The following is a 22216-nucleotide window of genomic DNA, read 5'->3' as shown; positions in this document are numbered from 1 at the left end:
CATGCAGGCAAGACTTCGACCAGCAAGGCGATAGTGATGGTGGCCCCGGATATTGCCGACATGACAGTGCAAGATATTACGGTGACCCAAAGTAACAAAGCTACTAATGCATGGAATGATTCGAAGTCGTTGGCCTTGATTAATCGCTTGGTTAACGAACGCGGCAACACGTTAATTGGTCGTGACGGCACGATTAAGCCCAATTTAGTAACAATTAGTTATCAGAAAAAAGACGGTGACCAGTACACCGATGCCGATAATGTTGATGTGACCACACCCGGTTATTATGAAATTAATTATAGCTATACCGACGGTGTGGGTAAGACGGTGACCAGCAAGGCGACCGTGATGGTTGCGCCCGACATTGCTAACATTACGGCACAAGACACAACGGTGACCCAAAGTAACAAAGCGTCCAATGCGTGGAATGATTCGAAATCGTTAGCTTTGATTAATCATTTTGTGAGCGAGAATGGGAATACGTTAATTGGTCGCGATGGCACGATTAATCCGAACTTAGTGACGATTAGTTATCCGCAAGGCGATGTTGATGTAACCACGCCGGGACAATACCCGATTAATTATAGCTACACTGACAATGCGGGTAAGACCGTGACAGCTACAGCCAAAGTTACTGTTAATCCAGATGTTGCAAACCTTGCAACGCAAGGCACTACTGTCTCACAAAGCTCTAAGGCTAATGCTAGCTGGACTGAGGATCAATCCTTGGCCCTCATCACCCAATTAGTTGATGAAAAGGGTAATAGCTTACTAGATAGCAAGGGTCAAGTAATTGATCCTACTAAAGTGAAAATTACCTATCCTAATGGAAAAGTTGACGTTACGACTCCCGGTCATTATGAAATTAATTATAGTTATACGGACAATGCTGGTAAGACGGTAACTAGTCAAGCCACTGTGGTGGTTGCTTCCGATATTGCTGACATTACAGCGCAAGATACGACGATCACCCAAAGTAATCAAGCTGCTAATGCGTGGAATGATTCAAAATCGTTAGCCTTGATCAATCGTTTGGTGAATGAAAGTGGTAATACGTTAATCGGTCGTGATGGGACAATTGCTCCTGGTTTAGTGACAATTAGTTATCAGAAAAAAGACGGTGATCAGTATATCAATGTTGATAATGTTGATGTGACGACGCCGGGTTATTATGAAATTAATTATAGTTATACTGATGGTGTGGGCAAGACGGTAACCAGTAAGGCAATGGTCATGGTAGCCCCTGATATCGCCAACATCACAGCTCAAAATACAACGGTGACCCAAAGTAATCAAGCTGCCAATGCGTGGAATAAGTCGAAGTCGTTAGCCTTGATCAATCGCTTGGTGAACGAAAGTGGTAATACGTTAATCGGTCGTGATGGGACGATTGCTCCTGGTTTAGTGACAATTAGCTATCAGAAAAAAGACGGTGATCAGTACATTGATGTCGATAATGTTGATGTGACGACGCCGGGATATTATGAAATTAATTATAGTTATACCGATGGTGCAGGTAAGACGGTAACCAGTCAAGCCACTGTGATGGTCGCGCCCGATATTGCCGATATTACAGCGCAAGATACAACGGTGACGCAGAGTAATCAAGCAACTAATGCGTGGAATAAGTCCAAGTCATTAGCTTTGATCAATCGCTTGGTGAACGAAAGTGGTAATACGTTGATTGGTCGTGATGGGACGATTAATCCTAATTTAGTGACAATTAGTTATCAGAAAAAAGACGGTGACCAGTATATTGATGTCGATAATGTTGATGTGACGACACCGGGTTATTATGAAATTAATTATAGTTATACCGATCATGCTGGTAAAACCGTAACCGCCAAAGCCACTGTGATGGTCGCGCCCGATATCGCCGATATTACAGCGCAAGATACAACGGTGACGCAAAGTAACAAAGCAACTAATGCGTGGAATGATAATAAATCTTTGGCTTTAATCAGTCGTTTTGTCAGTGAGAGTGGTAATACATTAATTGGCCGTGATGGCAAAATTAATCCTAATTTGGTGACAATTAGTTATCAGAAAAAAGACGGTGATCAGTACATTGATGTCGATAATGTTGATGTGACGACACCAGGCTATTATGAAATTAATTATAGTTATACCGATCATGCTGGTAAAACCGTGACCGCCCAAGCAACCGTGATGGTGGCCCCCGATATTGCTAGCATTACGGCCCAAAATACGACGGTAACGCAAAGTTCCCAACCAGCTAATAGCTGGAATGATAATAAATCTTTGGCTTTAATTAGTCGTTTTGTCAGTGAGAGTGGTAATACGTTAATTGGGCGCGACGGCAAAATTGATCCTAATTTAGTGACGATTAGTTATCCCCAGGGGAATGTGGATGTAACCATGCCCGGACAATATCAAATTGACTACAGTTATACCGATCATGCAGGCAAGACAGTGACCACAACAGCTACCGTCACTGTGAAGGCCGATCAAGCTCAAATGCAAACGCAAGATCAGACCATCACCCAAAGCACTGACGAACACGCTGCTTGGACTGATAATCAATCCTTAGCCTTAATCACCCAATTAGTTGATGAAAATGGCAGTAGTTTACTGGATAGTAACGGCAAGGTAATTGATCCCTCTCAAGTAACAATTAGCTATCCTAATGGTCCGGTCGACGTGACGAAACCGGGTAATTATGAAATTGTTTATAGCTACACTGATCACGCTGGTAAAACAGTAACAGCTATCGGAACAGTGACAGTTGTTCCCGCTTCAAAGATTATGGTTCACAATACGTTAGTAATTATTGGTCCGAATACACCAGCTTGGCAGCCAGCCGATAACTTTGATCAAGTAACAGATAGTCAAGGTCAAGTAGTCACTAATCCTAATTATCATGTTGATGGGTCAATTGATGTGACGCAAGCAGGTGATCAAAGCGTTATTTATCACTATACTGATGATTTGGGGAATGATATTACAGCTTCGGCAACAGTTCAGGTCGCTAACACTCAAGTTGCCTTAACCGGTAAAAATCAGACAATCGTTGCTGCTGCTGACGCTAAATGGCAACCAATATCTGGATTAGATCATCTGGTTGATGAATATGGTAATATCATTCAGCCTGATAATATTGACACAAGTCGGTTGAGTATTAATGGGGATGAAGTGGATCCTACAAAACCAGGCAATTATCAAGTTCATTATATTTATACCGATTTAGCGGGCAATCAAGCCCAAGCTGATGCTGATATCCAAGTTTTGAGCCCAATAGAGATCAAGGCGCATGATTCAACTATTATTGCCGGCCCACAAGCTTCTTGGAAGGCTCAAGATAATCTGACTAGTGCGACTGATGAGAATGGTAATTCTTTAAATATTGAGCAACTGCAAGTTACGGGAGCAGATCAAGTTAATCCACAAGTACCAGGCGATTATGTTGTCACCTATGAATATACCGATCAAGATGGTAATCATCAAGCAACAGCAGTTACAGTCCATGTCGTCTTAAGTCAAGTGGCATTAGTTGGTAAAGATCAAACGGTAGTTGCTGGCACTAGTGTCCATTGGGATCCAGTAACTGGATTAGATCACTTGGTGGATGAGCAAGGCAATCTGGTGCAACCGAGCGCTATTGACCCAAGTCGCTTAACTATTTCTGGTGATCAAGTAGATCTAACAACACCTGGAAAGTATGTAGTGCATTATGTTTACACTGATTTGGCTGGCAATCAAGTCCCGGCAGATTCGACGATTACTGTAGTCGCCGATGTATCAGAGATTAAAGCACAAGCCACTACTTTGATTGCTAAACCTAATGCGCAATGGAGTGATGAACAGTCCTTGGCTTTGATCACTAGTTTAGTCGATGAGCATGGTAATAGTTTATTAGATTCAGACGGTAAAGTGCTTGATCCTAGTCAAGTGGTTATAAGTTATCCTCACGGCAAAGTCGATCCTAGTACTCCAGGAGAATATCAGATTAATTATAGTTATACTGATGGTGCAGCGAAAACTGTGACGGATAGTATTTTGATTACCGTTCAAGCAAGTAAAGCGCAAATTATTACGCATTCAAGTACAATTACAGCTGGTGCGGATGCTTATTGGGATCCAATGCTCAACTTGGATCTTCAACATTGTACTGATGAGAAGGGTAATCCGTTAAATAAGGATCAAATTAAGGTTACTGGTAGTGTCGATGTGACAACTCCGGGAACTTATACGATTCATTATGCTTATGTGGACAGTGAAGGAAATACTTGGGCTCAACAAGATGCCGTGGTGACTGTGAAGGCTAAAGCTACAGACACAGGCGAAGTTCCAACGGATCCTAGCGATGGTCAAAATCCGGATATTAATCCAGGCACCAATCCAACAGATCCGAATAAACCAGGAGAATTGCCAGGCACGAATCCTGGAGATAATCATCAGCCAGATACTAATCCAGGCACCAATCCAACAGATCCGAATAAACCAGGAGAATTGCCGGGCACGAATCCTGGAGATAATCATCAGCCAGATACTAATCCAGGCACTAATCCAACAAATCCAAATAAACCAGGAGAAGCTTCAAGTTATACGGTTCATGTCACTGATTTTCATGTACAACTAGGTGATGGGCGAGTTTGGACAACACAAACGACTTTTGCGGGTATTACTGATGCAGCTGGGCAACCAGTTTCTGTTGATACACAAAAAATTCCACAAGTGGCTGATGAAAAACAAGTGCCTGCTGAGACAGGATTATACTATTCCGGTAATGTGAACATTGATAAAGTAGGCGATTACTATGTCACTTATTATTATCGCGCTGCCAATGGTCAGCTGTATCAAAGCATTGCCCACATTCAAGTAGCAGGTCAGGATGTTAAACCCAATTATGCAGTGCATGTGACGAACTTTAGTTCACTAGTGGGTGACGGTCGAGTTTGGACGCCCAAGACGACTTTTGCGGGTATTACTGACAGGGAGGGACATTCCATTGCGGTGGATACCGATAATATCCAGCAAGTCGCTGATGCTGATCATGTCCCAACCACTGCTGGACTCTATTATTCTGGTAATGTCAATGTTAACGAAGCGGGAGATTACTTTGTCACTTATTATTACCGTTCGGTGGAAGGACAGTTATATCAAAGTGTTGCGCATGTCAAAATAGCGGGTAAAAATAACTATACCGTTCATGTCACTAATTTTAGTTTGCAGTTGGGAACGGGGCAGATTTGGACACCGCAAACGACCTTCGCCGGCATTACTGATGAAGTTGGTCAACCCGTCACAGTGGATTCGACCAAGATTTCGCAAGTTAGTGATCAAGATCATGTGCCGCTAACTGTAGGATTATATTATTCGGGAACAGTGGATTCGACCAAAGCTGGCGATTATACGGTGATTTACTACTATCGGGCTTCTAATGGTCAGTTATATCAAAGTACTTCTAATGTCAAAGTAACAGCTAAAGATAGTAATCCTAACAATTCGGGAACGAATAATAATCCTGCACCACCAAGTGGTTCTGAGACTAACAATAATAATGTTCCAGCAACGCCTGCTCCGACTCCTAGTACGCCCAATTATGTTGTTCATGTGACGGATATTAATTTACCAGTTGGTAGTAACTGGACACCACAAGCTAGTTTTTCAGGATTAACAGATAAAAATGGTTACCAAATTAGTGTGAATACGAATAATATTGAGCATGTTAGTGATCAAGATCATGTGCCTGCTTCGGTTGGTTTATACTATTCCGGCCAGGTTAATACTCAAAAAACGGGTAATTATTCTGTGACGTATTATTATCGAGCAACTGACGGAAAGTTGTATCAAAATACGGCGATCGTTAAAGTGACGGATGCTCTTAATCAACCAAGTGCTACAACACCGCCAAATCAAACAATAACCACGACTAAGCCATTGGCGACGCAACCTAAGCCGATTTTCCAGAATGCTGGGGCGACGACGCCATTGACTACACAACGGCCACCAATGACCAGCTTGACAGCTGACCCACAGCAAAAATCGCAGAGTAATCAAGAAAGTTACCCGCAAACGGGGAATGATTCTGCAACTTCTTGGCAAGTTGCGGGCGGATTACTCGCCGCAGCTGATGTTTTGTTAGCGAAGTTTGGTTATAAGCGCAAGCAATAAATTTAATTAATTAAATGATATTGATACCAAGATGTTTAAAATTGAGTACGATAAAAAAGAAAATGTTCGCTTCAATTAGGACGAGCATTTTCTTTTTTGCACCTCATATTTGTGGATGAAATTCGAATTAAATCGAAGAATCCTGCTTGGAAGTTTTGACTTTTAAGTAAAAGTAAGTAAGCTATATAATAGAAAGTCTTGTCAAGAAAGAGGAGTTAGTTTTGACTGATAATAAAATTCGGGTTCGTTATGCACCCAGTCCTACAGGACATTTACACATTGGTAATGCGCGGACAGCGTTATTTAATTATTTATTTGCTCGTCACAATAAAGGAACATTTGTGATTCGGATTGAAGACACAGATACTAAGCGTAATGTTGAAGGTGGCGAGCAAAGTCAATTAGAAAATCTGAAATGGCTCGGAATGGATTGGGATGAAGGTCCTGACGTAGGCGGTGATTACGGTCCATATCGGCAATCAGAACGTCAAGCGATTTACCACAAGTACATTCAACAACTGATTGATGCCGGTGTAGCTTACGAGTCATATAAAACGGAAGCAGAATTGGAACACGATCGGGAAATTCAAAAGGCTGCCAAAATTATGCCTCATTATGAATATGAATTTGCTGGTATGACTGAGGAACAAAAACAAGCCAAGATTGCGGAAGCGAAAGCACAAGGCATTAAGCCTGTTATTCGGATTAAAGTTCCTAAAGATAAAGTCTATGAATGGGACGATATGGTTAAGGGCAAAGTTAAGTTTGACGCTAATACCATTGGTGGCGATTGGGTGATTCAAAAACGTGATGGCATGCCAACTTACAACTTTGCTGTCGTGATTGATGATCACTTAATGGAAATTTCGCATGTCTTACGCGGTGATGATCACGTAGCTAATACGCCCAAGCAATTAATGATTTATGATTATTTGGGTTGGCAACCACCGAAGTTTGGTCATATGACTTTAATTATCAATAGTGCTACGGGTAAAAAACTCAGCAAGCGTGATGAAAGTGTCTTGCAATTTATTGAACAATATAAAGAACGTGGTTATTTACCAGAAGCAATGTTTAACTTCATTACCTTATTAGGCTGGTCGCCAGTTGGTGAAGATGAAATTTTTACGCGCAAACAGTTTATTAAACAATTTGATCCCAAGCGTTTAAGTAAGTCACCCGCCGCTTTTGATCAAAAAAAGCTGGAATGGGTTAATAACCAATACGTTAAGGCAGCCGATTTAAGTAAAATTACTGATTTGTCAATTGTTAATTTACAAGAAGCCGGCTTGTTGCCGCAACAATTGGATACCAAGACCATTGAGTGGGCGCGGGCGTTAGTCGCCTTATTTAAGGATCAGATGAGTTACACGAGTCAAATTGTGGAATTATCTCAAATTTTCTTTAAAGATCCTGATCAATTAGACGAGCAAGCGATGGCAGAATTGCAAAAAGATGATGCCTTGAAAACTTTAGAAGTCTTTCAAGCGAAAATTGCTCAATTACCGCGGTTTACAGCAACTCAGATTATGCAAGCTATTTTTGCTGTTCGTGATGAAGTAGGCGTTAAGGGACGTAAATTGTATATGCCAATTCGTATTGCAACTACTCGCTCCATGCATGGCCCGGGAATTGGTGAATCAATTGAATTGTTAGGCTTAGAACGCTCACAAAAGCATTTAGCTGAGACGTTAAAGCAACTAGCAGACTAGTTATTAAAAAACAGCGTATGATAAGTGTGAATAATCATCGGCTGTTTTTTTCGTAAGAGGTGAACTGATGATTAAAATTTATAATACGTTAACGAGAACCAAAGAAGAATTAGTACCGTTAGAAGCTAATAAAATTCGGATGTATGTTTGTGGCCCGACGGTGTATAACTATATCCACATCGGTAACGCGCGCTCATTAGTCGCGTTTGATACGATTCGTCGGTATTTGGAGTATCGTGGTTTTCAAGTTAATTATGTCTCTAATTTTACGGACGTTGACGATAAGATTATTAAGGCGGCTCGGCAACAGCAAATTACACCACAGCAATTAACTAGTAAGTATATCGCCGCTTTTAATGAAGATCGGGATGCTTTGAATGTTTTGCCGGCCACACGTAATCCCCAAGCGACGCAGAATATTCCCGAGATTATTGCCTTTATTCAAGACTTAATTACAAAAGGTTATGCTTATGAGAGCGCTGGTGATGTGTATTATCGAACTCGTAAGTTTTCAGCGTATGGGCAATTATCACATCAAGCAGTTGACGATTTAGAACAGGGCGCCAGTCAACGAATTACAGCACAAGAAACAGCCAAAAAAGCTGATCCTCTAGATTTTGCTTTATGGAAAAAAGCACCTGCTGGAGAATTATCTTGGTCTTCACCGTGGAGCAAAGGGCGTCCAGGTTGGCATATTGAATGCTCAGTTATGGCCACCAAATATTTAGGAGCAACCATTGACATTCATGCAGGTGGGGAAGATTTAATTTTTCCACATCATGAAAATGAAATTGCCCAGAGTCAGGTGCATACTGGACAAAAATTCGCCAATTATTGGTTGCATAATGGTTTTGTGACGGTGGGTGAAGATAATGAAAAGATGAGTAAATCCTTGGGCAACTTTGTGACGGTTCATGAATTACTCAAAACGGTTGATCCCCAGGTATTACGGTTGTTTATTGCTAGTACACAATATCGCCGCCCAATCCAATATTCAGCTACTAATTTACGAACTGCAGCGAACAATTTGCAACATTTACAAACAACTTGGCAAAATTTAATTTTCCGTCAGGATAACTTAGTCCAAACCACGGCTTTTGATGCCGAACTAGCTCATCAGCTCAGTCAATTAGAACAACAATTTCAGGCACATATGGACGATGATTTTAATGTGCAAAATGGGTTAAGTGACCTGTTTGAAGTGATGCGCTTAATTAATTCATATGTTGATCAAACAGCAGTCAATGCGCAAAACTTGGCCCAATTAAAAGCGACTTATTCTCAGTTGGCTGGAATCTTTGGTTTAGTGTTTGAGCAGACTTCTAGTGTTGATGCGCAAATTCAACAATTAATTACGCAAAGAGACCAAGCGCGAGCAGCCAAAGATTTTGCAACCAGTGATGCAATTCGGGATCAACTACAAGCACAAGGAATTATTTTAGAAGACACTCCTCAAGGAACACGGTGGCATAAACAATGATTGATTATCAACAATTAAATGGTGTAACTTTGGCTTACCTAGGTGATGCAGTCTGGGAAACTATTGTCCGCCAACACTTATTAGAGCAAGGTCTAACCAAAGTTAACCGGCTCCAAAAGCGGGCGACGCATTTTGTGTCAGCTAAATCACAGGCGGCGTTAATTGCTTTAATGCAACAACAAGAGATTTTAACCCCTACAGAAGTGGCAGTTTTTAAACGCGGCCGTAACGCTAAGAGTTATACGCACGCCAAAAATACTTCTGTCCAAACCTATAATATTTCGACTGGTTTTGAAGCAATTTTTGGGTATTTACAAATTAGTGGACAATTGGAGCGGGTCCAACAATTAGCACAATGGTGCATTGAACAAGTAGAGGCAGGTCATAGTGATGAATTCAACTTCCAATAGTCAAGCTAATCAAGCAGAAATAATTTTCGGACATCATGCTGCCTTGGCGGTATTACAAGCTGAGGATGCTCCACAAAAAGTTAACAAGATTTTTTTACAACGTGGCTTACACAATGACGGTATTAAAGCCGCTGTTAAAATTGCCCGGGAAAAACATCTGGTAACGCAAGATGCGCCCAAACAAAAATTAGATGAATTGTCCCAAAATGGAAATCATCAGGGCATTGTTTTAACCGTGACACCTTTTTTGTATACGCCATTAGCGGATTTGTTAGCGCAGTTGAAGCAACGTCAAGAAGAACCGTTCTTTTTAATCTTGGATAATTTAAACGATCCGCACAACTTTGGTTCAATTTTACGAACAGCGGATGCGGTGGGCGTCAATGGTATTATTATTCCTAAACGCCGCTCCGTCGGGGTAACTTCGGTGGTAGCTAAAACATCCACAGGGGCGATTGAACATTTACCCATTGTTCGGGTGACTAATTTAGTCCGCACAATTCAAGATTTAAAAGAACAAGGGATTTGGATCTTTGGAACAGATATGCATGGCAGTGATTATCGGACTTGGAATGCTAAGGGGGCGATTGCACTAGTTATTGGTAATGAAGGTAAAGGTTTATCGCCATTAGTTAAAAAGCAAGTTGACCAGATGTTGACGATTCCAATGATTGGTCACGTACAAAGTTTGAATGCTAGTGTAGCAACCGGCGTCTTGTTGTATCAAGCTTTTAGCAACCGGGAAAGTCAGTAGTATATGAAAAAGAATATCTTAATTGTAGATGGCTATAATGTTATTGGCAGTTGGCCACAATTGAAAAAATTAAAGCAGCAGGATTTACTGGCAGATGCGCGTGATCAATTATTGGCAACATTGGCGGATTATCGCAAGTTTTTTGAAGGGCAAATTATTGTGGTGTTTGATGCGATGTATGTTCCTGGTTTAAAAGAACAATTTACCAAATGGGATCTTGATGTAATTTTTACACCGGAAGATGTGACCGCCGATACCTATATTCAAAACTTGAGTAACGAACTCAATATATTAACCAATCAAGTCACGGTCGTTACTTCGGATCAAGCAGTCCAATGGACGATTTTTTCGCGGGGGGCGATTCGGATTCCATCGTATGAATTATATAAACGAATTAAAGAAATGCGCCAACAATTACACCAAGAAAGTCGCGAACGTTTTGACCGGGACATTCAGCGCAATAGTCCATGGAGGGAAGATCAATTAAAAGAACTCGAACATTTACGCGACCAATTATCTTCCAATTCTTAACTTTTTGTCTGATTTTATTATTAGTGGGCTGTTCCACACAACGGCAGCAGATGAATTTGCTAGCCGCTAAGCAATTAGTACAAAATGGCCACTATCAAGTTGCACAAACTGTCTTACGGCAAAGTGATTCCACACTTGCCAAAGATTATTTGCACCAAATTCGGTTATTAACTACCGCCCAAAAACAATTTAATCAGCAAAAGTGGGATCAATTGACGGCGACCACTAAGCAATTAACCACGGCTAAAACTTTGCCGAAGATCAAAAAGACAGCCCAGCGTTTGCAACAGCTAAGTCAGCAAATTACGGCTACGGCGGTACCATTGCCCAAAGATAACTATCATGTTGTCAGTCCTGCGTTTCAGAATGTGATGGCAGGAATTTTGGTGGATCAAACGACGGGACAAATTTTGTGGCAAAAAAATGCGCACGTGAGCCAGCCTGTTGCTTCAATATCTAAATTATTAGCCGTTTTAACTGTTGAGTACACGCTAAAGAAGCGCCATTTATCTTTGCAAACGCCTATGGTAGCTTCCTCGGTGATTGCTGGTTTGGAAAAAAAGCCTAATTTAAGTAGTGCTCATTTGCAGGTGGGAGCACGTTATACTGTGCAGCAATTATTACAGGCAGCGATGCTAGCTAGCGCTAATGATGCAATTATGGTGATTGGTCAAAATCTGTACGGTAGTCAAGCACGATTTGTGCAAAAAATGTTACAACAAGCGCAGAAGTTACATTTAACCAAATATCAAATTGTTAATGCTAACGGTCTGCCTAGATCCATGGATCCAGCGGTCAATAATAATCCACAAACAACTGCCACTGAAAATGAATTATCAGCAGTGGCAGTAGCTAAAATCACACAAAAATTGTTACAAGTTGATCCACAAATTTTAAACTTAACGAAGCCAAAGCAAATGCAATTAGGTCAACACGAATTAGCCAATACTAACCAGTTAGTACCTGGCGGTAAATTTGCTACTAAAGGTTATGTAGTTGATGGCTTAAAAACCGGTACTGGTAATTTAGCTGGTGCTGGTTTAGTGGCCACCGCTAAGTTACACCAGCGACGAGTAATTTTGGTGATTTTACATGCAAATAGTGATGCCGCGCGCTTTAGTCAAGCCACGGCGATCTTGAATTTTGTTCAAGCGCATTTGCAACTACAAAAAGTCGCAATTAGGCATTGGTCTGGCTCTCAGAAGCAATTTTTATGGACAACTAGTCAGCCTAAACCAGTGCTACAAGATGCTTATCATGCAAATGTTATGCAAAAAAATCCTAAAATTACTGCAAAAAAAGTTATTAACTCACAAAAAGTTATTTATTTATCAAATTTTTAAACGTTCGTTCGCTTATCAAATGAAATTAAATTTGCTATATTATCCATGAATTCTTTAAAAATTAAATAATATTATGATAGCTAAGCAGGCGCTTCAACAAGAATTGGCATGGATTAAATTGGTACGTGAACACAATAATTCGCAGGCATTAGAATGTTTAGTGCAAAAATATTTACCTTTGATTGAAAGTACCAGTCAAAAATATCGTTTACGTCTATTTGATCGAGATGATTGGCGGCAAGAGGCGCGTATTGTATGTTTAGAAACCTGTCAAATCTTTGATGAGCGTCAAGGATCACGTTTTGGGAGTTTTTATAAGTTGCGTTTACAAAATCATTGGACTAATTTAGTGCGTCAGCAATTGGCATTAAAGCGGCAAACAAACGTTAATGCTGTGTCAATGGAAGCTTTAGCACAGGCTAATCCAGAATTGGAAAATGATTTGTGTTGGCAATTGACGACGTTCAAAAATGAAGTAGAGTTTTTGTCAACAGAGTTTCCCCACATGCTGCAACAATTGTCGTTAGTGGAGTTACAAGGCTTGCGCTTTTTATTAGGGACTGACTTAGAGCAAGTCACACGACACTCCGCTTATTCGAAAACGCAGATTCTCCAAGCTAGTCAGCGAAGTCGCTTAAAGTTTTTGGCGTTTTACCAGCGCTTAGGTATTGACACTCCATCTTAGAGTCAGTATAGTTAAAAATTGACGTAGGTGATATAATGAAACGAGTTAAAGTTGTTTTGGAATGTAGCGTGTGTGGTGCACACAATTATCACACTTTAGTAGCGACTGACCGTAAGCAGCGCTTTACCATTAAAAAATTTTGTAACCATTGTAATCAGCACACGATTCATCAGGAAACTAGATAGAGGGATTGTTAATGAAATTTTTAAAAAGTGTTATGCAAGAAATGAAATTAGTTCAATGGCCCACAGCTAAAGAAAATCGTCATGATACGATGACGGTGATCTTAACTTCTATTTTCTTTGCACTCTTCTTGGGCGCTTGTGATTGGTTGTTCCAAACGCTTGTTACTTTGTTTGTTTCTCACTAATTACCAAGACCGGTTAGATTACAGTTGAAACTTTTTGAATAATTTGTAGTTTATTCCATAATTTGCTATGCTATAAACAGTGCTTAATAAAAACTTCGTTGAAACGAGGTTTTTTTTGTTTGATTGAATACTAAGGAAGGTTAGATTAATGGCAGAACAAGATCAAAAAATGTGGTATGTTTTACATACCTATTCCGGATATGAAAATCGTGTTAAAGAAAATTTGCAATCACGGGCGCAATCAATGGGCATGGAAGACTATATTTTTCAAGCAGTTGTTCCTGAAGAACAAGAAACAGAAACCAAAAATGGTAAGACAAAAACGGAAATGAAAAAAACTTTCCCTGGCTACGTATTAGTCGAGATGGTAATGTCTGATCAGTCTTGGTTTGTGGTACGAAATACTCCCGGTGTTACAGGATTTGTTGGAAGCCACGGTGCTGGAAGCAAGCCAGCGCCACTCTTGCCTGAAGAAGTTGATGCAATCTTAAATACGATGCAGCAAGATCAAACGCCATATGATATTGATTTTGAAGTAGGAGAAGTGGTTAAGATTCAAGACGGTGGTGCGTTCTCAGGAATGGAAGGGACGATTACCGAAATTGATAATGAACATGGTAAGGTCAAAGTTGAAATTAATATGTTTGAACGAATGACCGAAGCGGAAATTGATTATCAAAGTATCACCAAGGCTTGAGGACAAGGTGATATTGCTTAATGTTCCAAGGAGCAAAAGTTTATATTTAACTATGGAGAATAACTCAAGCATAAAGGTTGCTTAAGCCATTATCATAGGCTAATTTCCGGCTTTTAAGCGCTCTTTGTCGCAGTAATTGACATAAGCCACTTCAAAGAACAAAAATTTGCGCCTAACTACAACTAAGTTCTCAAGTTAAAATACCACTTAAGGACTTAGTTTAGGTTAGTGCTCAGTTAAAAACCGTTCTTTGTCGCAGTAATTTGTATATCATTGAAATTTATGTTATTCTGTCTAAGAATGTCTTAGACATTTCTGTGGGAGGGAAAATTTCAATTCCCATTTTTGACCACATCACGGACTTAAGGAGGTATGTACCGTGGCTAAAAAAGTTGCAAATGTTGTTAAATTGCAAATTCCAGGTGGAGCAGCAACACCAGCTCCTCCAGTTGGTCCAGCTTTAGGACAAGCCGGAATTAATATCGTTGAATTTACGAAAGATTTTAATGCACGGACCGCTGATCAAAAAGGGATGATTATTCCTGTAGTGATCACAGTTTATGAAGATCGTTCGTTTGATTTTGTTACCAAGACGCCACCAGCAGCTGTATTATTGATGCAAGCAGCTGGTGTCAAGAAGGGTTCCGGTAATCCTCGTGACGAAAAGGTAGCGAAAGTTACTAAAGATCAAGTACGTGAAATTGCTGAAACAAAGCTGAAAGACTTGAATGCTAATGATGTCGAAGCCGCTATGCGGATGATCGAAGGAACAGCACGGAGTATGGGCTTTACAGTTGAAGGTTAATCTTCACTAACTTTAATCAATCAAGAGCTTGTCACAGTGGGAGGGGTAAAACCCACTTGACCACAATCACAAGGAGGAACTCGAACGTGGCTAAACATGGAAAGAAATATTTAGAAGCTGCTAAGCAAGTTGATAAAAACAAAGCTTACGATGCACAAGCAGCAATGGACTTATTAAAGAAAGTTAACTATGCAAACTTTGATGCAACAATTGAAGTTTCTTATAATTTGAACTTGGATACTAAACAAGCTGACCAACAAATTCGGGGCGCAATGGTTTTGCCAAATGGTACTGGTAAGACTCAACGGGTCGTTGTATTTGCTGATGGTCAACAAGCTAAAGATGCGCAAGCAGCTGGTGCTGACTATGTTGGTGATGATGATTTAGTTGACAAAATTACTGATGGCTGGTTAGACTTCGATGTTGTTGTTGCAACACCAAAGATGATGGCTAAAGTTGGTCGTTTGGGTCGGATTTTAGGACCGAAAGGTTTAATGCCAAACCCAAAGACTGGTACAGTTACCATGGACGTTACTAAAGCTGTTAATGATATCAAAGCTGGTCAAGTAACTTACCGGGCTGATTCTCAAGGTTTGATTCATGCTCCGTTAGGTAAGATTTCATTTGATACTGATAAATTAGTTGCTAACTTTAATGCTTTAAACGATGTGATTGTTAAAGCTCGTCCAGCAACAGTTAAAGGTCAATATGTAAACTCTGTTTACTTAACTTCGACCTTTGGCCCTGGTATCAAAGTTAACGTTGACTAATTAATTAATTAATGTTAAATTACTAAACAGAAACTACCTAAGACTCAGGTGGCAGTATGCCTTAATATCCTGCCGAGGCTAGATGCATTCGTTAGGACATCTTGCTTTGCTGAGGTGTCCTTTAATTTTAGGTAGAAATAATTATGGAGGTGAAATCACGTGAAAGATGCTGTTTTAAAGGCTAAACAAGAATTAGTTGATGAAGTCGCTGATAAGATCAAGCGTTCTGAATCAGTTATTGTTGTTGACTATTTAGGCTTAGATGTTGCGCAAGTAACAGAATTACGGCGCCAATTAAGTGCTGAAGACGTAGAGATGCGAGTTATTAAGAACTCTGTGTTACGGCGGGCTGCTGATAAAGCTGGCTTTGAAGGTTTAGATGAAGCCTTCACAGGTCCTACAGCGGTAGCATTTTCTTATGAAGATCCAATTATTGCTGCTAAGACTATTTCTAAATTTGCGGAAACTGCTGATGTCTTGGAAATCAAGGGTGGTATCATCGAAGGTGAAGTTCAAAGCTTAGCCAAAATTGATGAATATGCTCATATGCCAAGTCACGACGAATTGTTGGCTACTCTTGCTTCAATGTTGCAAGATCCAATTCGCAAAGTTGCTTATGCTGTTAAAGCAATCGCTGATAAAGAAAATGAAGACGGCGACGCTGCTTAATTAAATTTATAATCCATTGGAGGAATAAAAATGGCTTTCGATAAAGACTCAATTATCGCTTCCTTAAAAGAAGCAAGTATTTCCGATTTAAACGACTTAGTAAAGGCAATCGAAGAAGAATTTGATGTTTCAGCTGCTGCTCCAGTTGCAGTTGCTGGTGCTGCTGGTGGCGATGCTGCTGCCGCTAAAGATGAATTCGATGTTGAATTAACTGAAGCTGGTCAAGAAAAAGTTAAGGTTATCAAGGCTGTTCGTGAAATCACAGGCTTAGGCTTGAAGGATTCCAAGGACTTAGTTGACAAAGCTCCTTCAGTTATCAAAGAAGGCGTAGCTCAAGCTGATGCTGATGATATGAAAGCTAAACTTGAAGAAGTTGGCGCTACTGTAACTTTGAAATAGTCATTGTTATATCGAAAAAGCTACCGAATTTTTATTCGGTAGCTTTTTTGCTTAAAATAACTTTTTAAAGGAGCAGAATTTGAGTATTGTACGTGTTGAACATTTGAGTCAACAATTTTTAGATAAAACTTTATATACCGATGCGAGTTTTCAAGTCAATGAACAAGATCATTTGGGGATTATTGGACAAAATGGCGTTGGTAAAAGTACCCTAATTAATATTTTAACGGGGGCTTTAACGCCAGACAATGGCACAATTACTTGGAAGAAAAAAATTCAGGTTGGTTATTTGGATCAGTATGCTAATCTAAAACCGAGCCAAACCTTGCGGGAATTTTTAACGACGGCTTTTCAACCATTGTTAGATCAAGCTCAAAAATTAGAATTAATCTATCAACAATCAACGCCGAGTGCCGATGATTTGGAATTAGCTGGTCAATTACAAACCGCTTTAGAAGCCAATGGCTATTACGATATTGATTTGAAAGTTGAGCAAGTAGCGCAGGGGCTGGGTTTAGATGCCTTAGGTTATGACCATGACGTTGCTGAATTAAGTGGGGGGCAACGTTCGAAGTTAATTTTAGCAAAATTGTTGCTAGAACAACCCGACATTTTATTATTAGATGAACCGACTAATTATTTGGATCAACAACATATTGCTTGGCTGGCTGAATATTTGCAAAATTTTGCCGGCGCTTTTGTGGTCGTTTCACATGATTATCAATTCTTGGATCAGATTGTCAATAAAGTCTGCGACGTTGAATTAGGGCAAATTAAAACTTATACGGGAACGTTAAAGCAAGCTTTACGTCAAAAAGCCGCTGATCAACGGACTTATTTAAAAGCTTACGCCAGCCAACAAAAGAAAATTGCGAAGACGCAAGCTTATATTCAAAAAAATAAAGCCGGTTCGCGCTCGAAAAGTGCCCGCAGTCGTGAAAAGCAATTAGCGCGAATGGATAAGTTAACACCACCAGCTAATCGGCAAATTGCCCAATTTAATTTTCCATATGTCACTAGTAAAGCCAACGTCATTCTGGAAGCCAATAATCTAGTAATTGGTTATCAACAACCATTATTAGCACAACCATTGAATTTTTCGGTGGCTATGGGTGAAAAAGTTGTTATTAAAGGCTTTAACGGTATTGGTAAAACCACACTATTAAAAACCATTCAAGGTTTAATTCCGGCGTTAGGTGGAGAAGTAGAGTTAGCAGCAACGATTACTAGTGCTTATTATGAGCAAAGTTTATATTGGTCCACGCCGCTAGCGAGTCCGTTAGCAATTTTAGAACAGCGCTTTAGTGAACAGCCACCGCGGATTATTCGACGAACTTTGGCGCAGACGGGCTTGACGAGTCAACAAGCTAGTTCGGCAGTCAAAACACTATCGGGTGGTGAACAGGTCAAAGTTAAGTTGGCCGCATTGATGCTCCAACCTGCCAACGTATTGTTTTTAGATGAACCGACTAATCATTTGGATGATGATAGTAAGTTAGCCTTGCGCCAAGCTTTAGTTAATTATCCGGGGACAGTCATTTTGATAACGCACGAAACGGATTTTTATGATAGTTCGTGGATTAGTAAAGTTTTAGATATTGAACAATTATTACAATAATTAGCATGCAAAAAAGCTTGAAGTGCCGCGTTTAAAGTTGTTAAACACGGTGTTCAAGCTTTTTGTATTTAAGTTAAGCTATTGGTCAAGGTCCAAGTTAAATGACCATGATGATTGGTATTTGGCAGCGTAGGTGTTGCATTGGTATTTTTTAAGAATGGTCCTTGAGGAGTTGCAGCACTTGAGTTAGCGCTGGTCGTCCAAGTTTGTGAGATATCTAAGATGTTATCATTTGGATCAGGAGCGATTTTTTGAAAGACCATTGTTGGCGTCGCTGTTATTTGAGTACTCAGACCATTATTACCATAATATAGTGGTAAATTCCCCGTCCCCAAATCATCATCTAATTGGTTAGCTAGTTGGACAGCGACCGTCCAGTTAGCTTCTTGATGGTCTGTGTCAGTGACTGCTAAATTACCAGTAATAGTTTTCATAGGCAAATTTTTGCGATCAGCCGACATATGGGTGCCAAAATCTAAGCTACTCGGAACTTGCATAGTCAGATCCCCTTTGATAGTTAAAGTGGTCGCTGCTGGGAAAGTCGTATCATGATAAACCGTGGTAACTTGCGGATTGGAGTTCTGGTCAGCGTCAGTGAGAACAACTTGTAATTTTTGTCCGGAACTGAGCCCGTGAATTTTGGTTAAAGACCATTGTCCAGCACTATCAACTGTAGTGTTTTCAGCAGGAGTTGACTCATAATGAATGCTACCATCCGCATTTAAAACGCGCCAGGAAACTTGCATGTTAGCAGCACCAGTTCCGGATAAGCTGGTAGTTGACGGAACAATGGTGCTCAGAGCAGTAGTGGAATGATGATCGGTTAAAGTCGACTGCGCATGAAAGACTTTAGCGGGGGCAGGGGGAGTTTTATTAATGACGATTTTTTCACTGTCATCAAAATCTTTTTGGGGTTCAGAGACAATCGCACTGGAGCTATATTTGCCATTTTCGTAGGTTCCATTTCGCCAGACGCGCAAAATTTTAATTTTGGTACCCGTAGGCAGTAAATTTAAGCCAGGAGCAGCCACTTTAATAGCACCTTTGAGATTGGTATTGTCATAATAAGTTTCTTGAGTGCTGGACAGGCCATGTAATTCTTGGACAGTGCCATCAGGTAAAGTGACTTGTAAGTCCGCATGAATTTCATTATCCAATGCAGGGCGGAAGGCACTGTTTTCCGCAGGAACTTGAGCTTGTAACCAAATATATTTATCCGTATTAGCTGGATGGATAAACTGATTATTTTGATCTTGCAACCAGCTAACTTTGCCGGGGGTGACATTAGCAGTCATGCGGATAATCTTAGTTAAGCCCTTTGCAGATCCTAGGGGCGTGTCTAAATACTGTTTAAAATTACTAGCGTCACTTGGGTCACTGTCACTACTGGGAACTACGGTGTCAAAGGTCGAAGAAGCCGAAGATGATTGGTAAGTAGCGCCCACGTGGGCCCAATTACCGGAAGGATTACCGTTAACGTCACTATTACTATCCCAAACTTGTAGCGGCAGAGCTTTATGGTTGAACAGACTCGTCTTCGCACCGTTAAATAAATAGCTATTACTACCACTCGGAGCGCGGTTTTGAAAATCAAAATAACGTGGATACGGCATATTGAAGTTGAGGTCATTACTATTCGCAGAGAAAATAGCATTTTTAGGATAATTGCCGCGCGCTACAAACGAAATTGAATCATTACTGGAAACGCCAGCATCAATCTTTAATGGTAGTGAAGGCGAGGCAATGGCAGGGCCATTATTAGCGTCGACAAGCACTTGAGAATCTGGATCGCGCAAAGTAAAGGAATTAGACGTGGCGCCCCCAGTGCTACCAGTGTATAAAATACCTTCACCACCAACATCACCAGTTCCGGGAGAACCAGCAGTGGAATTATTGTGTAAATTAAATTCAGCACCTTGCGAAACGGAAACTTGGTTGCCGGTACCATACATGCGAATACCTGGCGCATTCGAACTTTGAGTATTTTGATAAACGTTAACTTTAACGTTGCCCTGCATATCAAAGAGCATTCCCCCAGTCAAGATGAAGCGAATGGCGGGATTGAGGCTGACGCCCCCAGTACCTGTACCTCGTGTGATATTAAGACTGGTTGTTTTGTCGTCTGGCGTTCCCGTTACCTCGAATTTACTATCGGTGCCAGAAATGCTGACGGCCGGACCATTAATATTTTTAATATCGAGGCTAGAACCACTAGCCATTTTAAGCAGGGAACCAGTGCCGTATAAGCGAATGACTCCGGACGAATTCAGATCATTATTATTACTATAATTAACTTTAATTTGGGAGTGATCTATAATGTTCAAATTAAGTCCAGTATACGTATTTTTATTGTCACCATTAATAAAAAAGTTGTCGTAATTGGTATAACTGGCGGATGCTTGTACTGCATTAATCGTGGAGTTGTTAATGCTAATACTTTTATCAACAGTTAAATTCTTGCTCATTCCGGGAAACATCAGATAATTATTAGCTTTAACTTGCATCTTACTACTATTAATATTTAACTGACTACCGACACTACTGTTTAAGACGATTGCGTACACAGAAGTATTAGTGGCGCTAGAGGTAGTTAAATTGGCGGGCATTTGTTGAGAAACATTGGCATGATCAAAAGTGATGGATACAGGAGCAGTTGCGGCTTCGGAACTATAAAAGCCACCATTGCTAATTGTGCTATTGGTAGTAGCATTATTGATGTCCGCAGGCGTTGTAGCATTATTGATTGGCGTGTCTTGAACGATTAAATTACCGCCAGTAGCCGTAAAACTATAGTACATTTTGGCAGCGGTAGTTGTGGCTGTGACATAAGCGTCTTTCACTGTTGTGGTACCTTGGTCTAATGAAATTGTACAATCAGTGGTATTAATTTGGTAATTATTAAAATCAATGGTCTTATCTGAAGTAACATGCGCAGATTGGGTGCTAGCCACGAGGTTATTGGTCAGAATAATTGTTTGAACTTTGGGATTTTTCACTTGGGTACAAAAATCATTCCAAGTACTGACACTGACAGTACCAGCCGCTGTAGTTGCGGGGTGGTGAGTGGTTTTATACATGAGTTTGTTTTGGAGGTCAGTGTCCGAGTTAGCTTGCAGATCTAGCATCTCTTGAAAGTCAGGATCGTTAATATCGCCAGCAAAGGTACTCGCGGTCGGGGGACTGTTAATCAAATCATTCACAAAACTATTAGGCAACCCTTGATTGTGAATAATTTCGGCCATGGCAGATTCTTCACTGGAATGATCATTGTCTTCAGCGTGGAGCGTGGTGGTACAGAACAAACTAATAATAATGGTGTATACATAAATAAACAATTGAAATTTTTGGTGATTTTTCATTTTAGACACTCCTCAAATAAATTTTATTTTGTTGATGTTTTTCATAATTTTTAAAAAGTTATCGTCCATTTTGCTTAATTGTTTTGGAATTGAGCAAAGAAAAAGCTAAGCGTAATTATTAAATTAGCGCTTAGTTGCATGTTCGAATACCGGCAAGTGAGCATTGCAGATAAGATTATAGGAGATTAGGTGGGTTGCTGAACTAATAGGAAAACCTTTTATAGGAATGATTTGGTTTAACGGTGGCCTAGCACAGGAGGCTATGTGTAAGGCGCCAGAGTAACAGAAATTAAAATAAAGAAGGCTGATTATGAAATTCCCACGAGTGTGGTTGATTTTGATTGACATATAGATAGCTTGGCTCCTGAGGATCATTAATCTAAATATTATTTATAAATTAATTATAATAACCATAACTATTAGTTAATGACCCGTCAACGGCGCATTTTATAGTAAAAAATATTATGAATTTGACAAAT

Annotated in this window: 17 protein-coding genes and 1 other annotated feature; of the genes, 16 read left to right on the top strand and 1 reads right to left on the bottom strand. The window is 40.2% G+C overall.

All coding sequences use genetic code 11. The features are described from left to right. Window positions 1–36 precede the first annotated feature (36 nt). The 16 genes from AC3B5B_RS02205 (at window position 37) to AC3B5B_RS02130 (ending at window position 18378) form a co-directional block, all read left to right on the top strand. Window positions 37–6135 carry an immunoglobulin-like domain-containing protein gene (locus AC3B5B_RS02205; RefSeq protein ID WP_489769186.1) on the top strand — a complete coding sequence of 2033 codons (6099 nt, stop codon included), beginning with the start codon at window positions 37–39 and terminating at the stop codon, window positions 6133–6135. Between the two features lie 221 nt (window positions 6136–6356). Next, window positions 6357–7847, top strand: coding sequence for a glutamate--tRNA ligase (gltX, locus tag AC3B5B_RS02200; RefSeq protein ID WP_489769185.1), 1491 nt, complete (start codon window positions 6357–6359; stop codon window positions 7845–7847). A 67-nt stretch (window positions 7848–7914) separates the two neighbouring features. Further along, window positions 7915–9327 (top strand): cysteine--tRNA ligase, encoded by a 1413-nt coding sequence (gene cysS, locus AC3B5B_RS02195; RefSeq protein ID WP_489769184.1) that lies wholly within the window; start codon window positions 7915–7917, stop codon window positions 9325–9327. Beyond that, the gene (locus AC3B5B_RS02190) at window positions 9324–9737 is read left to right on the top strand and encodes a Mini-ribonuclease 3 (RefSeq protein WP_489757188.1); all 414 of its coding nucleotides are present in this window, start codon (window positions 9324–9326) and stop codon (window positions 9735–9737) included. Before cysS ends, AC3B5B_RS02190 begins: the two co-directional genes overlap by 4 nt. Continuing rightward, window positions 9718–10491: a 23S rRNA (guanosine(2251)-2'-O)-methyltransferase RlmB gene (gene rlmB / locus AC3B5B_RS02185; RefSeq protein ID WP_489757189.1), complete on the top strand. Its 774-nt coding sequence runs from the start codon at window positions 9718–9720 to the stop codon at window positions 10489–10491. The genes AC3B5B_RS02190 and rlmB overlap by 20 nt, the downstream gene beginning before the upstream one ends. 3 nt (window positions 10492–10494) lie before the next feature. Beyond that, window positions 10495–11022 (top strand): NYN domain-containing protein, encoded by a 528-nt coding sequence (locus tag AC3B5B_RS02180; RefSeq protein ID WP_489757190.1) that lies wholly within the window; start codon window positions 10495–10497, stop codon window positions 11020–11022. After that, a complete protein-coding gene (locus tag AC3B5B_RS02175; protein ID WP_489769183.1) occupies window positions 10959–12365 on the top strand; it encodes a D-alanyl-D-alanine carboxypeptidase family protein in 1407 nt (468 codons plus the stop codon). The genes AC3B5B_RS02180 and AC3B5B_RS02175 overlap by 64 nt, the downstream gene beginning before the upstream one ends. 103 nt (window positions 12366–12468) lie before the next feature. Beyond that, window positions 12469–13050 carry a hypothetical protein gene (locus AC3B5B_RS02170; RefSeq protein ID WP_489769182.1) on the top strand — a complete coding sequence of 194 codons (582 nt, stop codon included), beginning with the start codon at window positions 12469–12471 and terminating at the stop codon, window positions 13048–13050. A 35-nt stretch (window positions 13051–13085) separates the two neighbouring features. After that, window positions 13086–13235, top strand: coding sequence for a 50S ribosomal protein L33 (gene rpmG, locus AC3B5B_RS02165; protein WP_489757193.1), 150 nt, complete (start codon window positions 13086–13088; stop codon window positions 13233–13235). An 11-nt stretch (window positions 13236–13246) separates the two neighbouring features. Beyond that, complete coding sequence (gene secE, locus AC3B5B_RS02160) at window positions 13247–13420, top strand: preprotein translocase subunit SecE (protein ID WP_489757194.1); 174 nt, start codon at window positions 13247–13249, stop codon at window positions 13418–13420. Between the two features lie 148 nt (window positions 13421–13568). Continuing rightward, window positions 13569–14117 carry a transcription termination/antitermination protein NusG gene (nusG, locus tag AC3B5B_RS02155; protein WP_489757195.1) on the top strand — a complete coding sequence of 183 codons (549 nt, stop codon included), beginning with the start codon at window positions 13569–13571 and terminating at the stop codon, window positions 14115–14117. Window positions 14118–14496: 379 nt separating this feature from the next. Further along, entirely contained in the window at window positions 14497–14922 is a 426-nt protein-coding gene (rplK, locus tag AC3B5B_RS02150; RefSeq protein ID WP_489757196.1) for a 50S ribosomal protein L11, read from the top strand. 86 nt (window positions 14923–15008) lie between these two features. Then, window positions 15009–15692, top strand: coding sequence for a 50S ribosomal protein L1 (gene rplA / locus AC3B5B_RS02145; RefSeq protein WP_489757197.1), 684 nt, complete (start codon window positions 15009–15011; stop codon window positions 15690–15692). 18 nt (window positions 15693–15710) lie between these two features. Further along, window positions 15711–15827: a sequence feature (ribosomal protein L10 leader region), on the top strand. 24 nt (window positions 15828–15851) lie between these two features. Next, window positions 15852–16361 (top strand): 50S ribosomal protein L10, encoded by a 510-nt coding sequence (gene rplJ / locus AC3B5B_RS02140; RefSeq protein WP_489757198.1) that lies wholly within the window; start codon window positions 15852–15854, stop codon window positions 16359–16361. Window positions 16362–16391: 30 nt separating this feature from the next. Then, window positions 16392–16760 (top strand): 50S ribosomal protein L7/L12, encoded by a 369-nt coding sequence (gene rplL / locus AC3B5B_RS02135; RefSeq protein WP_489757199.1) that lies wholly within the window; start codon window positions 16392–16394, stop codon window positions 16758–16760. A gap of 79 nt (window positions 16761–16839) precedes the next feature. Then, the gene (locus tag AC3B5B_RS02130) at window positions 16840–18378 is read left to right on the top strand and encodes an ABC-F family ATP-binding cassette domain-containing protein (RefSeq protein ID WP_489757200.1); all 1539 of its coding nucleotides are present in this window, start codon (window positions 16840–16842) and stop codon (window positions 18376–18378) included. A gap of 68 nt (window positions 18379–18446) precedes the next feature. Here AC3B5B_RS02130 and AC3B5B_RS02125 read toward each other — a convergent pair whose 3' ends face one another. Next, window positions 18447–21737: an Ig-like domain-containing protein gene (locus AC3B5B_RS02125; RefSeq protein ID WP_489769181.1), complete on the bottom strand. Its 3291-nt coding sequence runs from the start codon at window positions 21735–21737 to the stop codon at window positions 18447–18449. Window positions 21738–22216: the final 479 nt, after the last annotated feature.

It is taken from the genome of Bombilactobacillus sp. ESL1187, from assembly GCF_058107155.1.
Note: the sequence above shows the minus strand (reverse complement) of the source record. Positions and strands in the feature narration are given on the sequence as shown.

Bases quoted from the DNA above. Each gene is read 5' to 3' on its own strand.
- rlmB (WP_489757189.1), top strand. From the start codon at position 9,718: ATGAATTCAACTTCCAATAGTCAAGCTAATCAAGCAGAAATAATTTTC.
- AC3B5B_RS02190 (WP_489757188.1), top strand. From the start codon at position 9,324: ATGATTGATTATCAACAATTAAATGGTGTAACTTTGGCTTACCTAGGT.
- AC3B5B_RS02125 (WP_489769181.1), bottom strand. From the start codon at position 21,737: ATGAAAAATCACCAAAAATTTCAATTGTTTATTTATGTATACACCATT.
- rpmG (WP_489757193.1), top strand. From the start codon at position 13,086: ATGAAACGAGTTAAAGTTGTTTTGGAATGTAGCGTGTGTGGTGCACAC.
- nusG (WP_489757195.1), top strand. From the start codon at position 13,569: ATGGCAGAACAAGATCAAAAAATGTGGTATGTTTTACATACCTATTCC.
- AC3B5B_RS02175 (WP_489769183.1), top strand. From the start codon at position 10,959: ATGGAGGGAAGATCAATTAAAAGAACTCGAACATTTACGCGACCAATT.
- AC3B5B_RS02180 (WP_489757190.1), top strand. From the start codon at position 10,495: ATGAAAAAGAATATCTTAATTGTAGATGGCTATAATGTTATTGGCAGT.
- secE (WP_489757194.1), top strand. From the start codon at position 13,247: ATGAAATTTTTAAAAAGTGTTATGCAAGAAATGAAATTAGTTCAATGG.
- rplL (WP_489757199.1), top strand. From the start codon at position 16,392: ATGGCTTTCGATAAAGACTCAATTATCGCTTCCTTAAAAGAAGCAAGT.
- AC3B5B_RS02205 (WP_489769186.1), top strand. From the start codon at position 37: ATGGTGGCCCCGGATATTGCCGACATGACAGTGCAAGATATTACGGTG.
- cysS (WP_489769184.1), top strand. From the start codon at position 7,915: ATGATTAAAATTTATAATACGTTAACGAGAACCAAAGAAGAATTAGTA.